Below are 13,444 nucleotides of genomic sequence, written 5' to 3' on the forward strand. Positions count from 1 at the left end.
CGGGAGTGCCGCCGCATCGGCGGCAGTCGCCCAGCGGACGTCGACCTACACAGGATCAGCCCAGGAACTTGGCGATGATCGCGTCGCCCATCTCAGCGGTGCCGACCTCGGTCATCCCCGGCGAATGAATATCCCTGGTGCGCAGGCCGTCGTCGAGCACGGCGGCGATCGCACCTTCGAGCTTGTCGGCTTCAGTCACCATGCCGAAGGAATAGCGCATGCACATGGCGAAGGAGGCGATCATGGCGATCGGATTGGCGATGCCCTTGCCGGCGATGTCGGGCGCCGAGCCATGCACCGGCTCGTAGAGCGCCTTGCGCTTTTTTGTCTTGGCATCCGGCGCGCCGAGCGAGGCCGACGGCAGCATGCCGATCGAGCCGGTCAGCATGGCGGCGATGTCGGACAGCATGTCGCCGAACAGATTGTCGGTGACGATGACATCGAACTGCTTGGGCCAGCGCACCAGCTGCATGCCGCCGGCATCGGCGAGCATATGGTCGAGCTTGACGTCGGCATACCTGGCCTTTTGCGTCTGGCTGACGACCTCGTTCCACAGCACGCCCGATTTCATCACATTGCGCTTTTCCATCGAGGTGACGTGGTTCTTGCGCGTGCGTGCCAATTCGAAGGCAACGCCCGAAATGCGCTCGATCTCGAAAGTATCGTAGACCTGGGTGTCGATACCGCGCTTCTGGCCGTTGCCGAGATCGATGATCTGCTTCGGCTCACCGAAATAGACGCCGCCGGTGAGCTCGCGCACGATGAGGATATCGAGCCCCTCGACCACCTCCTGCTTGAGCGAGGAGGACGCCGCCAGCGCCGGATAGCAAATGGCGGGTCGAAGATTGGCGAACAGCTCCATGTCCTTGCGCAGCCGCAGCAGACCCGCCTCCGGGCGCACCTCGTAAGGCACGGCATCCCATTTCGGTCCGCCGACGGCGCCAAACAGCACCGCGTCCGCCGCCATTGCCTTGGCCATGTCGGCATCGGAAATCGCCGCGCCATGTGCGTCGTAAGCGCAGCCGCCGACAAGGCCCTCATCGGTGACGAAATCGCTGCCGAGCTTGTCGTTCATAGCGGCGATCAGCTTCTTCACCTCGGCCATCGCCTCGGGGCCGATGCCATCGCCGGCAAGCAGGAGAAGATTTTTCGAAGCCATGTGGAACCGTCCTGTGTCGTGAGCCGCGGCCTTGCTAAACGCCAAGCAGCCGGCGCGCAAGCCTGCGGTTCAGAGCATCGGACTCAAAGTGGAAACCGGTTTTGGGAAAATCCGATGCTCAAGACAAAACGCCTACAGATGCGAAAGGATATTGACCAGCCTGCCGAACGGGTCGCGCACGAAGAAGCGCCGCACGCCCCAGGGTTCGTCCGCCGGACCGTATTCGATGGCAAAGCCGGCCGTCCTCATGCTTTCAAGCGCGGCATCGACGTCGTCGACTTCGATAGAGATGTCCGGCACCGGCGTTCCTGATCCCCCTTCGGCCATGAAACTGACCTGTACGGACATCGTCTCTTGCGAGCCATAGGTAGCGATCCAGCCCATATCCATCTTGAGATCGAGGCCGAGCACATCCCGATAGAAGGGTTTTGCCGCCGCGATATCCTGCGTGTCTATGTTTGCAACGATGCGTCTGACCTTCACCATGGGCCGATCCTCGTGCTAACCGTATCGTTGTCACAACCGTGACAGGTATCAGGCTGTGCGCCGCAGCGCCGTCACCTCGATCTCGATCTTCATTTCCGGCTTGTTGAGCTGGCACACGATCATCGTCGCTGCCGGCCTGATCTCGCCAAACGCCTCGCCGAGGATCGGGAACACCACATCTACGAAAGCCGCATCGGTGATGTAGTAATGTGCCCGCACCACGTCAGCCATTTCGAAGCCGCCATCTCGCAACGCCTTGGCGATCGTCGTCAGGCAATTGCGCGTTTGTGCCTCCACGGTCTCCGGCATCGACATGGTCGCATAATCGTAGCCGGTCGTTCCGGACACGAAACACCAGTCGCCCTGCACCACGGCGCGCGAATAGCCGGCGGTCTTTTCGAAGGGCGAACCGGTGGAGATCAGTTTTCGCATGGGTCCTCCGCAAATCGTCGCGGATATCTTGCAGGGAACGAGCCGATCCCGCCATGGGCCAGATAGAACTGACGGTTGTTATGAGTCTCCCGCCTCGACAAAGCCCTCTCGTCCAAGGCGTGGTGGTCACTGCGCTTTGCAAAAGTACCTAATTCGCCGACCCCAGCGCCTTGTCCAGCGCTTCCTTGACGTCGGCCGGCCATGTACTCACCGCTGGCCACGCGTCCGGCTCGGGCTTGTCGCCGCGGCGGGCGAAATAGAGCTTGTGCTTGACCGGGTCGACCGCCATGAAGCCGTCATTGCCGCCGCAATCATGCGGCACGCAGCCGCTGGCAAAGAAGGCACCCGACGCGGTTTTTTCCGTGCCGCCGCCGACCAGCAGGCTGGTCGCCATGTCGGGCATGTCCTTGCCAAGCAGCGTCTCCGCTTGCTTGTAGACAGCCTCGTTGTGGAAGGCGTCGATGATGTTGTCGTATTTCGACGGATCGACGTCTTTCCAGTCGGTGCCCGGCTCCGGCATGTAGGTGAGATTGCCGGAAGTCATCAGTCCGGCTGTCGGCGACCATTGCAGCGCCGGCTTGGAATCGCCCGGCAGCAGATAGGGCACGAAATAGATGGCGCTGTCGGAGATCGCGGTCGGCGGCGCGCCGCATTCGTCCTGCTCGACCGTGACCGTCTGGATCGTGCCGCCTTCCGGCTTCCACACGATCACCTTGGCCGGGCCGCATTGATTGCCGCCGTCGCCGACATCGATCAGCGCCACCTTGACGCCGCCGACCTCGACGATCTTGTCGAAGAAGACGTCGTAATTGCGCGCCAGTTCCTTGCCGTCGAAGGCGAGCACCCGTTCCCCGTACTCTTCCTCCTGGGTGATGGTCAGTTGGCCGCCCTCGAACGGGATCGGCGCCTGTTTGTCATTGTCGGCTAGGGCCGCATTGCTCAACGCGCCCTGGTCGGCGGCCCTGCCGGGCGCATCGTCAGCCGGCACGAGCACCATGTCGGTCTGTGCATGCGCGCCAGCCACCGGCATCAGAATCCACGCCAGCGCGCAGGCGCCGACAAGAAGCGAACGTGTCATGACTGTCCCTCCGTTCAGCCGCCACGAACCCGGCCTGTCGCGGCCGGGGCATCGTACCGCTCAGGCCCAGGGGCGCTCAGCGGCGTTCCTCTTCTCGAACGAAGCGATGGCGCCGGCTTTTTCCATGGTCAGGCCGATATCGTCGAGCCCGTTGAGCAGGCAATGGCGCTTGAACTCGTCGAGGTCGAACTTGACCACGCCGCCGTCAGGCCCACGGATTTCCTTGGCCTCCAGATCGACCGACAGCGTCGCGTTCGAACCGCGCGAAGCATCGTCCATCAGTTTCTCAAGATCTTCCGGGCTGACGGTGATCGGCAGGATGCCGTTCTTGAAGCAATTGTTGTAGAAAATGTCGGCGAACGAGGTCGAGATGACGCAACGGATGCCGAAATCGAGCAGCGCCCACGGCGCATGTTCCCGGCTCGAGCCGCAGCCGAAATTATCGCCGGCGACCAGGATCTGCGCCTTGCGGTAGGCCGGCTTGTTGAGCACGAAGTCCGGGTTTTCCGAACCATCGTCCTTGTAGCGCATTTCGGCGAACAGGCCGGTGCCGAGTCCGGTGCGCTTGATCGTCTTGAGATAATCCTTGGGGATGATCATGTCGGTGTCGACATTGACGATCGGCATCGGCGCGGCGACGCCGGTGAGCTTGGTGAATTTTTCCATGTCCTTGCCCGTCTTCTTCTTGTTGCGGGAAATTGCTGGCGCCCGGTTTACACAAAGCCGCGGGCAAATAAAAGGCGGCTGTTTTTGGACCTCCGTCGTCGATCGAAACGCAAGATCGGTACAAAACAGCTTCAAAACCACCGGCCCATGGTGCACTTTTGTCGACATGACAACGCGATCCAAGGTCCTCTACGCCAGCGAACCGGGTCTCGGCATCGCCGAGTTCCGCCGCGTTCTGGTGGAATCCGGCCTCGGCGCCAATCGCCCCGTCGATGACGACACCCGATTGAACGCGATGCTGTCAGGGGCCAATTTGGTGCTCACCGCGCGTCTCGATACAGAAGGCAAGCCGCTGGTCGGTGTTGCCCGCGGTGTTACCGATTTCTCGTGGGTCTGTTACGTTTCCGAGCTCGCCGTTTGCAAATCGGCGCAAGGGCTCGGCATCGGCAAGGGCCTGCTTGATGAAGCGCGCCGGCAACTCGGGCCTTCCGTTGCCATAAGCCTGATTTCCATGCCCGACGCCGTCGGCTTTTATGAGCGCATCGGCATGAAGCGCGTGTCCGACGCGTTCTGGTTCGACCGCAAGCGCTGACGCGTTGCCTTGCCAGCTAGTGGATCGAATCTAACGTTTGGTGCCCGCGTTTGACCGCGGCGGCGATCCTGTCGGGGTCGGCGGTCCAGATGAAGGGTCTGGGCTGCTGGTTGTGCTCGGCGAGGAAGGGGTAGATTGCCGCCCTGGAGGTCGACCACCGAGTGAAAGACGCCGCGCTTGAGCGGCGCTTCGACAAGTGCGGGTGGCCGAGGGCGATCGCCCAGTCGGCGTCCTCGGCGACTACGGCGGCTGCTGATCCTCGAACCAGAATGATGACTGGCGTCGCGAGATGGTTCCCACCGACGGCAAGGGAAAATGCGACGTCATTACGATGCGGCCATTGTCCGAGCAAGCCTCCAGGAATGCCCATCTCGTCCGACGTGCCTGGTCAGGGTCCGTGTCGTACCGAAAGCTCCAGTCAGGGTATATGCATTGCATCGGCCAATGCATGAGATCGCCGGAAAACACTGCCCCTACGCCTCGAGATTTCAGGCCGATGGCTACGTGCCCCGGGGTGTGGCCCGGCGTCGGTTCCAGCCACACTTCGCCATCGAGTTCATAATCCATATCGACAAGCACAGCCCGACCAGCCTCGACGATTGGCAACACATTGTCCTCATAGGTCCGATCTTCGTCATCACCGGAGGCCGCCTGTGCGGCCTCGAACTCGCGCCGCGCCATGATGTAGCGGGCGTTCGGGAATGTCGGTATCCAACGCCCGTCCACCAATCGTGTGTTCCAACCGCAATGGTCGACATGAAGATGGGTGCACAGCACATAGTCGATCTGCTCGGGAGCAACACCTGCATTTGCCAGGCGCTCCAAAAAGGTGCCGTCATTGCGGCGATGCCAATGGGGGAAGTATGCGAACGTCTTATCGTTGCCGACGCAACTGTCGACCAGAATGGTGTGGTGTCCGGTACGAACAAGAAAACTCTGGATGGGAAGAATAAGCCGGCCGGTTGCAGGCGATATTAATCGCGGCGTGAGCCAATGAAGATGCGGTTCGAGCGCTTCATCGGTGCAGTCGGGAAACCATTCCGACGGCGTCCGCAGGGGGTCGCACATCTCCAGAATTCTGGTTATCCAGATATTCCCGATTCTCCAGTCATCCACTGACTGCATCCTTCTTCGATCGAGGACGGATCACTAGAGATAACATTTGCGGCCAGATGGCGTCAGACATTTCTGCCTGTAGGAGAAGGAGCGCTCGCGATGTGGCCGCGCTCACGATCGGGTACCAAGCGTTAGAACTTAACCACTAGTGGTCGAAATCTGACGCTTGGTTCCGGGGCCGTAAGCCCGCTCAGGGTGGAAAGCGGACGCTACCATGTACTTTTTGGCAAAGCGCTCAGTCCGCGCGTGACGCAAGGTGAATTTCAAGCGGCTTTGAGATGAGGCCTTTATCAACGATGGCTTCAAGCGTCTGCTTCGTCAGACTGATATCGTCATATTGCTGCGGAACCGACAGAATTAACCCACCCTCTTCGGGCGTGGCATAAAACACTACATAGCCTTTCGCCTCACCGGCGAGAGGGAAGGCGATAGTATTGATTTCAGTATCCATTACTCGCTTGCCAAAAAAATAATTGGCACGATTATTCTGCTGACGTAATTCAAACTCCTGATGCTGGAGAACAGAGTATATACGTTTGTTCTCCGGTGACTCAGGGTCGTTGCTGCATCCAGAGAATGGGATAATTGCGAACATCAACACTGAAAGTGCCTTCCAACTAGTGGAGGTCAAGCCAAATTCCTGCTTTCCATGGCTCTTTAAGTATCTGCCCTAGATGTCCGAAATGAGTCGGCAGCGGTATTCCGTTTCGGGTACCAAGCGTCAGGTTTTGACTACTAGCGTGCGGACTTTTGATATCGGCGGGGCAGCCTCCCCTCTGTCCGGCAGGACAGAGGGGAGGGCGGGAACTCGACAGAGCGGCTTATTCTGGGCGGCCTTCCCTCAAATCACGTTCAATTCACGAAACGCCCGCCCCTCAGCGACTCGGCTATACCCAAACGCCGAGCAATCCACCGTGCGATAGCCGCCATGGACGATCAGTTCGGCCAGCGCTTTGCCGACCGCCGGCGCCTGCTGCAAGCCGTGGCCGGAAAAACCGTTGGCGAAGAAGAAATTGCCGACCTCGGGATGCGAACCGATCACCGCGTTCTGGTCGAGCGTGTTGTAGTCGTAATGGCCGACCCAGGCGCGCGTCGGCTTGATCGCCTCGAAGGCCGGAATACGGGTCGCCAGCACCGGCCAGATCACCTCTTCGAACAGCGGCCAGTCGGGTTCGAAATCTGTGGGGTCGGCGGGGCCTTCGCCCTCTTCCGGCTCGGCGCCGCCGGTGATGTAGACCGAACCTTCCGGCCGGACATAGATGCCGCTCGGGTCGACCAGCAGCGGCATGTCGTCATATTTTTCGCGCGCCTCGAAGACGAAGACATTGCGCTTGCGCGGCTCCACCGGCAGCGCCAGCCCGGCCATTGCTGCCACCTTGCCGGCATTCGGCCCGGCAGCATTGACGACGATGCCGGCCTCAAGCCGCTCGCCATTTTCGAGGGTCACACCGGTGACGCGGCCGCCTTGCCGCTCGATGCCGGTCACCGACGCCGTGATGAAGTCGATATCCTTCGTCCGCAGCGCCTTGCGGAACAGCATCAGCATCGCATGCGCGTCGAACCAGCCCTCGCCGCTGCGGCCGTAGGCCCCGGCAGTGATACCCTCGGCCGATAGCCACGGAAACCGACGAACAAGCGCCTCGGCATCCTCGAGCACGATGTCGGCGCCCTCGGCCATCTGCGCCTCGTGGTTGGCCTGCAGGATAGGCAGCCCGTTTTCGCCGGCAAGGATCAGATAGCCGCCTTCGCGAAAGCCGATATCGGCGTCCGCCCCGAATTCTTCCTTCAACCGCCGGAACAGTTTCAGCGTGAACTGCGACAGCCGGATGTTTTCAGGGATCGAGAACTGCTGGCGGATGGAGGCGCAGGACAGCGTTGTCGCCGCATGGGAAAATTGCGGGTCGCGCTCGACAACCGCGATCGGGCCCGAAAACCCTTCCTCGCGCAGATAATAGGCGACCGAGGAGCCGACGATGGCTCCGCCGATGATGATGATGTCGTAATGCACCTTTTTCGCCCTTCCGGTCTGAACCGCCGAGTCACGCCGCCGGCAGGATGATCTCGAAGCGCGTGCCGCTCGCCGAGTCAACCAGCCGGATCGTGCCATCATGCGCTTTCAGGAGGGCCAGCACGATGCCGAGGCCCATGCCGGTGCCGCCGGAATCGCGGCGCGTGGTGAAGAACGGCTCGAAGATGCGGCCTCGGTTGCTGGGCGAAATGCCGGCGCCGTCATCGTCCACCACAATGGTGGCCTTGCCGTCCGCGCTTGCTGCCGTGACCGAGACCAGCGTCGCGCCGTGTCGCGCCGAATTGTCGATGAGATTGGCCAACACGATCGCGGCGTTTTCGGCCGATATGCGCAGGCCGATATCGGCGCCCGCCTCGAGGCGCACCGCCAGCCTGTGGTCGGCCGGCAGCAGCGCCAGTGCCGGAGCGAGTGATGTGCCTTGGCCGCTGGGCTCGAGATTTTCGGCACGCGCAAGGTCAAGCAGGCGGCGCACCAGCAGATTGAGCCGGCCGGCATCGGTGACGATATTGTCTGAAAAACGCCGCCGCTCGGCCTCGTCCATCGCGCCGCCCGAATCGCGCAGCAGTTCGGCTGCCCCCTGGATCGCCGTCAGCGGCGATTTGAGTTCGTGCGAGACGTGGGTGGCGAAGGTCTGGATGCTGTCGGAGCGCGCATGCAGCTTTTCGGCCATGTCGAGGAAGGCCGCGGAGAGCGCCGCCATTTCGCGCGTGCCGTGGTGATCAAGCGGCCTGATCGCCTCACGGTCGCCGGCGGCGATGCGCTCGGTGCGCTCGATCAGTGCATAGATCGGCCGGCTGACGTGCGCAGGAAGACCAGCCCGATCAGCAGCGTGCCGCCGAGGATGGCGATTGCCGCCAGCGCCACCTTGCCGCGCTCGCCAAAGAGATGCTTGACGATGTTGTTCGGCGTCCGCGACAGATAGACCACGCCGGCGACCTTGCCGGAGACCGCAACTGGTATGGCGACGAAGACGCGGACTTTGGTGCCGCGGCTGACCGAATAGAGCGGCGGCGACGGCTGGTCGGGAACCCGCAGCCTGAGCGCGCTGGCGTAGCGGCCGGCAAGTGCTGCGCGAACCTCTTCGACAGCGGCGAGCGACAGGCCGGCCTCCTCACGCCCGGCGATGACCACGCCTCTGGGATCGAGCAGCCGGAAGCCGGCCAGCGTGGTTTTCTGCGTCGCGGCAAGAATGCCCGACAGCCGCGCGCCGATCGCCGCGACGGCAGGATCGACGCTGGCCGCCGTGGCCGCTGGCCGGGTCGGCAGTATCCTGTCGGACGCAAGATCGAGGCGCGGTTCGATCGGCTGATAGGCAGAAGCCCGATCCCTTGTACTGGGTGGAGGCATAGGTGTGCCGAGCTTTTCCGGGGCAAGGCCGGCCTCACGGACCTCTTGCGCATAGATCGCGGCAAGGGCGGCACCTTGCGCGATCAGCTCGGCCTCGGTCTGGCGGATCAGCTGGTTCTCGTACAGCCGGAAGAAGAACAGGCCGGCCAGCGGCAGTGCCATCACCATGATCAGGATGGCAATGACGACCGTGGCAAGCCGTGGCCGCCATTTGCTGCCAATCCGTTCTTGGGCGCTCACGCGCCGCATTTGCCGAGCCGGAAGCCGACGCCATGCACGGTCTCGATTGCATCGACGCAGCCGACCGCCGCCAGCTTGGCGCGGATGTTGCGGACATGGCTGTCGACGGTGCGGTCGGCGACGTGGATATTGGCAGCATAGGCATTAGCCATCACCATGTCGCGGCCGAGCACATGCGCGGGACGCGCCAAAAACCCTTTCAGGATCGCGAATTCGATGCCCGTCAGCACCAGCGGCTTGCCGTCGAAGCTGGCTGTATGGCTTGCCGGCACTAAGGCCAGTCTGCCATGCGAGAATTGCCGATCATCGGCATGTTCGGGCGCAGGCCGGGCGCGGCGCAGGATGACGTTGACGCGGGCGACCAGCTCGCGCGGGCTGAACGGCTTGGTGACATAGTCGTCGCCGCCCATTTCCAGCCCGAGGATGCGGTCGATCTCTTCATCCCGCGCTGACAGGAACAGCACCGGCACGTCGGATGTGTGGCGCAGCCGCCGGCACACTTCCAGCCCGTCCATTTCCGGCATGCCGATGTCGAGCACGACGAGATCGGGCGCGCGGCGTTCGATCGCCTGCAAGGCAGCCGCGCCGTCCGGCACCGCCAGCGTCTTCATGCCGGCCTTTTCGAGCGCGAAGCAGATGATTTCGCGAATGTGCGGATCGTCGTCGGCGACCAGTATGTGGTGCGGCATCAAATCAGCGGCCCGGCATGAAGGGTTCGGACATCGGAGGAGCCACGAACGGGATACGTGTGTCGAGAGCACGAAGGCGCCGCCAGTCGCGAAAGCTCCAGGCGCGCCAGTTTTCTAGGCCGGCGCGGTAGCGGGCCTCGTCCTGCCCAAGCAAACGGGCGAGTTCGCGGTACGAGGAAACGCTGGCCGCATTCGTCCTGCCCTGATGCTCGAGGAAACGGTCGAGCGCCGGCCAGGCGCTGGGACCGAGCGTACGCAGATACCAGAAATCGAGTTCGGTGCCTTGGCCGGTCATTTCGAATGAAGTGCTCGACATTGTAGTTGGCGATCAGCGCCGCGAAGTTCACGAAGCAGCAGGCATAGAGCGTCATTGAAAGCGTCAGAAGATTGGCGGAAAGCAGCCATTCATTGGATTTTTCGAACGCGATGCGGGCGATGATCAGGGCAAGGCCCGCCGCCACCAGTCCCATCCAGACGAAGGCGGCGATGCGCCAGTAGGTCAGCGCGTAGATGCCGATATAGAGGTCGAGCCGCAGGATCGACGAGATGACCAGCACGATGTTCTGCGCCACCCAGACGTAGACCAGCCGGCGGATGAGCGGATCGCTGGAGGTCGTGCTGCCCGGCCGCAGCGCCGCCAGGACGAAGCCAGCTGCGAGCAGCGCTGTGATGATCAAGGGATAGGCGCCGCGATGCGCATAGGCGGCGTAGGTCAGCCCGTCGGGAAGCGCGATGCCGCCCCACAGATAGGTGGCGTCGAGCGCGGTCTGCATCGCGAAAAGGATGTTGAAGACGACCAGCGCACGAAGAATCGCGGCCTTGCCGAAGATGATGTCCTCGATCGCCTTGGCGGGTTTTGTCGTCGCCCGGCCGACAGGCACAGGCGACAGCACACGCGGAATGGAGCGGAGAAAGCGCGGTAGGCGCGGGCGCAGAAAGGCCCAGACGCCGACCAGCACGAACAGCCAGAAGGCGAGACGCGGCAGCTGGATGAGCTCGAGCAGTGCCATTAGGTCGATCAGCGACAGCCAGTATTCGACGACCGGATTGGCGGCGCCGAACAGCGCGAGAAACACCGCGCCGAGGCTTAGCGGCATGACCCAGACGGCAATCGTCGCAAGGCGCACGCGCCGCCGGCCAAGCTGCCGGGCCGCCTTGCGCCAGCGAAAGAAATCCAGGACGAACCGAAAGGGCGTTGCAAGCAGGAATAGCGAGAGTTGGCCGGCAATGCGGGCAACCCCGTGCTTCAACCGCCCGGCCAGCGAAAGCGCGAAGACGGCCAGCGCCGCCAGCCCGATCGAGACGGACAGCGCACTGACATTTTCCGCGACCGGCAGCAGCGCCACAAGCAGCGCAACTGGCTTGAACCAGGGCCTGCCATCATTGAAGGAGCCGAGAGGATGGACAGCCATGCTCGTGGTGGCAATCGCAACGCCGAACAGGAAAAGCGTGATGCCGGCCGGTTGGCTATAGAAGAAAAAATCGGCCAGCGCGACGAGCAGGACGGCAACGCCGAAGCGGCTGCAATAGCTCGGCGCCGGCGTGAGGAACGCTGTCATGATCGGGCTTTCTCGGCCGCTTTGATGCGGCCGGAATATCTGGGCGGGGATTTGCGGACGAAAGGGAGGAGGTTTGCCGGGGGCGGATCGACAAGCCACCAGCTGTCGCGGCGAAGCCGGTACGGCAGGGACCAACGGCAATTTGTTTGCTCTTGCATGCCGCCCTTGTCGCATTCTGTCGGGTGGCAAGCGGGGCGGAGACGAGGAGATTTTCCGAAATTGCGTGCAGTTTTTATGCACGGCTTGCCTCGGCCGTCTGCAGGCGGCATAGATCGGACATGACTGCCGAACCCTCCCGCCCGCGCCGCTCGGTGCTTTACGTCCCGGCTTCGAACGACAAGGCATTGGCCAAGATCCGGTCGCTGGCCTGCGATGCCGTCGTCATCGATCTCGAGGACGCCGTCGCCCCGACCGACAAGCTTTCCGCGCGCGAAAAACTGGCGCGGATTTTCGCCGGCCGTTCCAACCGGCGCTGCGAGATGGTTGTGCGCATCAATGCGCTGTCGGGCGAATGGGGCGCCGACGATCTGCTGGCTGCGGCAAAATGCGCTCCCGACGCCATCCTGCTGCCCAAGGTCGACACGCCGCGCGACATTCTCGAGGCCGGTGACGTTCTCGACGACAATTTTGCGCCGGACGAGGTCAAGCTATGGGCGATGATGGAGACACCCAAGGCGCTGCTCAACATCGGCCCGATCGCCGAGCTTGGCCGCGACCCAGCCTCTCGACTGGTTTGTTTCGTTGCCGGAACGAATGATCTGGTCAAGGACACCGGAATTCTCACCACGCCCGACCGGCGCTATCTCGTGCCGTGGCTGATGCAGATGGTGCTCGCCGCGCGCGCCGGCAGCCTCGACCTGCTCGACGGCGTCTTCAATGAGTTTAGCGATATGGACGGGTTTGCGCGCGAGTGCACGGAAGCGGCCGCCATGGGCTTCGACGGCAAATCGCTGATCCATCCGGCCCAGATCGAGGCCGCAAACCGGGCCTTTGCGCCGTCGCCTGAAGCGATAGCCGAGGCGGGCGCGATCAAGGATGCCTTCGCGCTTGCCGAAAATACCGGCAAGGCGGTGATTGCGCTGAACGGAAAGATGGTCGAGCGGCTGCATCTGGCGCAGGCCGAAAAACTGCTGGCGAAGGCCGCCGCTGTTCGCGCATGATTGCAACTCACGACGGATTGAAAATGAAACTCTACCGCTTTTTGTCCGGCCCGGACGACGCCAGCTTCTGCCACAAGGTGACGGCGGCGCTCAACAAGGGCTGGCACCTGTTCGGCTCGCCGACCTATGCCTATGACAAGAATGCCAAGACCATGCGCTGCGGCCAGGCGGTGGTGAAGGACATCGAAGGCCAGGAATACGGCCCCGACACCAAGCTCAGCGACTGGTAGCGCTGACATCGCTTCGGGTGCCCGCGAATGCGGGACACTTCTGGACGCTGGCGCGAAGGAACGCTGCGCTCTCCAGTCAAAACGACGTCACTCCGCTGCCTCTTCGATCTTCTCCATATCATCGTCCGACAGGCCGAAATGGTGACCGATCTCATGGATCAGCACATGGGTGACGATGTCGCCCAGCGTCTCCTCGTTCTCGGCCCAGTAGTCGAGGATGGCGCGGCGGTAGAGCGTGATCCGGTTCGGGCCTTCGCCGGTCTGCGGATTCCAGCGCTCGGCGATACCGCGCCCCTCGAACAGGCCGAGCAGGTCGAAGGGCGTTTCCAGCGAAAGGTCGTCCATGATCTCGTCGGTCGGGAATTCGGCGATCTGAATGACGATCTCGCCGGTCAGCTTGCGAAACTCCTCCGGCAGATGGGCATAGGCCTCCAGCGCCAGGAGCTCGATTTCCTCCATCGTTGGCGAAAGCTGGTCGTGCCAGATGCGTGTTTGGTAGATGCGAGCCATGCTTTGTCCTTTGATCCCGGCATATAGGCTTTCGGGCCGGACTCGGCAAATGGTCGGGCTGGAGCGCCCGGACCATGCCATCAAGGCAGGAATAAATTCCCCATGACTCCGCTTGACTCTTTGGCCGCCCTCTGGAATCTATAGGAACATA

At 62.4% G+C, this 13,444-nt stretch carries 14 protein-coding genes and 2 pseudogenes; 3 read left to right on the plus strand and 13 right to left on the minus strand.

The window, feature by feature from the left end; all coding sequences use genetic code 11:
- Positions 1-55: 55 nt before the first annotated feature.
- The 5 genes from leuB to leuD form a co-directional block, all read right to left on the minus strand.
- The gene (gene leuB, locus NKJ09_RS28000; RefSeq protein WP_352495996.1) at positions 56-1,159 is read right to left on the minus strand and encodes a 3-isopropylmalate dehydrogenase; all 1,104 of its coding nucleotides are present in this window, start codon (positions 1,157-1,159) and stop codon (positions 56-58) included.
- A gap of 132 nt (positions 1,160-1,291) precedes the next feature.
- A complete protein-coding gene (locus NKJ09_RS28005; protein WP_352496012.1) occupies positions 1,292-1,642 on the minus strand; it encodes a VOC family protein in 351 nt (116 codons plus the stop codon).
- A gap of 51 nt (positions 1,643-1,693) precedes the next feature.
- A complete protein-coding gene (locus NKJ09_RS28010) occupies positions 1,694-2,077 on the minus strand; it encodes a RidA family protein (protein WP_352495997.1) in 384 nt (127 codons plus the stop codon).
- A gap of 148 nt (positions 2,078-2,225) precedes the next feature.
- Positions 2,226-3,155 carry an Ivy family c-type lysozyme inhibitor gene (locus NKJ09_RS28015; protein WP_352516119.1) on the minus strand — a complete coding sequence of 310 codons (930 nt, stop codon included), beginning with the start codon at positions 3,153-3,155 and terminating at the stop codon, positions 2,226-2,228.
- 60 nt (positions 3,156-3,215) lie between these two features.
- Complete coding sequence (gene leuD, locus NKJ09_RS28020; RefSeq protein WP_023721924.1) at positions 3,216-3,821, minus strand: 3-isopropylmalate dehydratase small subunit; 606 nt, start codon at positions 3,819-3,821, stop codon at positions 3,216-3,218.
- A gap of 166 nt (positions 3,822-3,987) precedes the next feature.
- On the opposite strand from leuD, the gene NKJ09_RS28025 reads away from it, so the two are divergent.
- Positions 3,988-4,413 carry a GNAT family N-acetyltransferase gene (locus NKJ09_RS28025; RefSeq protein WP_352496013.1) on the plus strand — a complete coding sequence of 142 codons (426 nt, stop codon included), beginning with the start codon at positions 3,988-3,990 and terminating at the stop codon, positions 4,411-4,413.
- A 16-nt stretch (positions 4,414-4,429) separates the two neighbouring features.
- Here the strand turns inward: NKJ09_RS28025 and NKJ09_RS28030 are convergent.
- The 7 genes and pseudogenes from NKJ09_RS28030 to NKJ09_RS28060 form a co-directional block, all read right to left on the minus strand.
- Positions 4,430-4,595 (minus strand): annotated as a pseudogene (locus tag NKJ09_RS28030) (IS630 family transposase); the annotation flags it as partial.
- 58 nt (positions 4,596-4,653) lie between these two features.
- A complete protein-coding gene (locus NKJ09_RS28035) occupies positions 4,654-5,529 on the minus strand; it encodes an MBL fold metallo-hydrolase (protein WP_352481087.1) in 876 nt (291 codons plus the stop codon).
- Positions 5,530-5,764: 235 nt separating this feature from the next.
- The gene (locus NKJ09_RS28040; protein ID WP_352495999.1) at positions 5,765-6,160 is read right to left on the minus strand and encodes a hypothetical protein; all 396 of its coding nucleotides are present in this window, start codon (positions 6,158-6,160) and stop codon (positions 5,765-5,767) included.
- Positions 6,161-6,370: 210 nt separating this feature from the next.
- Entirely contained in the window at positions 6,371-7,537 is a 1,167-nt protein-coding gene (locus tag NKJ09_RS28045; protein ID WP_023721929.1) for an NAD(P)/FAD-dependent oxidoreductase, read from the minus strand.
- Positions 7,538-7,568: 31 nt separating this feature from the next.
- Positions 7,569-9,154: pseudogene (locus tag NKJ09_RS28050) on the minus strand (ATP-binding protein).
- Positions 9,142-9,834 carry a response regulator transcription factor gene (locus NKJ09_RS28055; RefSeq protein WP_352481091.1) on the minus strand — a complete coding sequence of 231 codons (693 nt, stop codon included), beginning with the start codon at positions 9,832-9,834 and terminating at the stop codon, positions 9,142-9,144. Before NKJ09_RS28055 ends, NKJ09_RS28050 begins: the two are co-directional and overlap by 13 nt.
- Entirely contained in the window at positions 9,834-11,393 is a 1,560-nt protein-coding gene (locus NKJ09_RS28060) for a DUF4153 domain-containing protein (protein WP_352481092.1), read from the minus strand. The genes NKJ09_RS28055 and NKJ09_RS28060 overlap by 1 nt, the downstream gene beginning before the upstream one ends.
- Before the next feature lie 278 nt (positions 11,394-11,671).
- On the opposite strand from NKJ09_RS28060, the gene NKJ09_RS28065 reads away from it, so the two are divergent.
- Both NKJ09_RS28065 and NKJ09_RS28070 read left to right on the plus strand, forming a co-directional pair.
- Positions 11,672-12,553 (plus strand): HpcH/HpaI aldolase/citrate lyase family protein, encoded by an 882-nt coding sequence (locus NKJ09_RS28065; RefSeq protein WP_352496000.1) that lies wholly within the window; start codon positions 11,672-11,674, stop codon positions 12,551-12,553.
- A 23-nt stretch (positions 12,554-12,576) separates the two neighbouring features.
- Positions 12,577-12,783, plus strand: a complete 207-nt coding sequence (locus tag NKJ09_RS28070; protein ID WP_023721934.1) for a DUF1737 domain-containing protein — start codon at positions 12,577-12,579, stop codon at positions 12,781-12,783.
- An 87-nt stretch (positions 12,784-12,870) separates the two neighbouring features.
- Here the strand turns inward: NKJ09_RS28070 and NKJ09_RS28075 are convergent, their stop codons facing one another.
- On the minus strand, positions 12,871-13,293 hold the full coding sequence (locus NKJ09_RS28075; RefSeq protein ID WP_023721935.1) for a metallopeptidase family protein: 423 nt from the start codon (positions 13,291-13,293) through the stop codon (positions 12,871-12,873).
- Positions 13,294-13,444: the final 151 nt, after the last annotated feature.

The organism is Mesorhizobium sp. M0189 (genome assembly GCF_040322135.1).
Lineage (GTDB): Bacteria > Pseudomonadota > Alphaproteobacteria > Rhizobiales > Rhizobiaceae > Mesorhizobium.

What these genes read in the sequence shown, in the direction of transcription:
- NKJ09_RS28010 (WP_352495997.1), bottom strand. Translation starts at nt 2,077, where the DNA reads ATGCGAAAACTGATCTCCACCGGTTCGCCCTTCGAAAAGACCGCCGGC.
- NKJ09_RS28070 (WP_023721934.1), top strand. Translation starts at nt 12,577, where the DNA reads ATGAAACTCTACCGCTTTTTGTCCGGCCCGGACGACGCCAGCTTCTGC.
- NKJ09_RS28075 (WP_023721935.1), bottom strand. Translation starts at nt 13,293, where the DNA reads ATGGCTCGCATCTACCAAACACGCATCTGGCACGACCAGCTTTCGCCA.
- NKJ09_RS28055 (WP_352481091.1), bottom strand. Translation starts at nt 9,834, where the DNA reads ATGCCGCACCACATACTGGTCGCCGACGACGATCCGCACATTCGCGAA.
- NKJ09_RS28065 (WP_352496000.1), top strand. Translation starts at nt 11,672, where the DNA reads ATGACTGCCGAACCCTCCCGCCCGCGCCGCTCGGTGCTTTACGTCCCG.
- leuD (WP_023721924.1), bottom strand. Translation starts at nt 3,821, where the DNA reads ATGGAAAAATTCACCAAGCTCACCGGCGTCGCCGCGCCGATGCCGATC.
- NKJ09_RS28015 (WP_352516119.1), bottom strand. Translation starts at nt 3,155, where the DNA reads ATGACACGTTCGCTTCTTGTCGGCGCCTGCGCGCTGGCGTGGATTCTG.
- leuB (WP_352495996.1), bottom strand. Translation starts at nt 1,159, where the DNA reads ATGGCTTCGAAAAATCTTCTCCTGCTTGCCGGCGATGGCATCGGCCCC.
- NKJ09_RS28025 (WP_352496013.1), top strand. Translation starts at nt 3,988, where the DNA reads ATGACAACGCGATCCAAGGTCCTCTACGCCAGCGAACCGGGTCTCGGC.
- NKJ09_RS28060 (WP_352481092.1), bottom strand. Translation starts at nt 11,393, where the DNA reads ATGACAGCGTTCCTCACGCCGGCGCCGAGCTATTGCAGCCGCTTCGGC.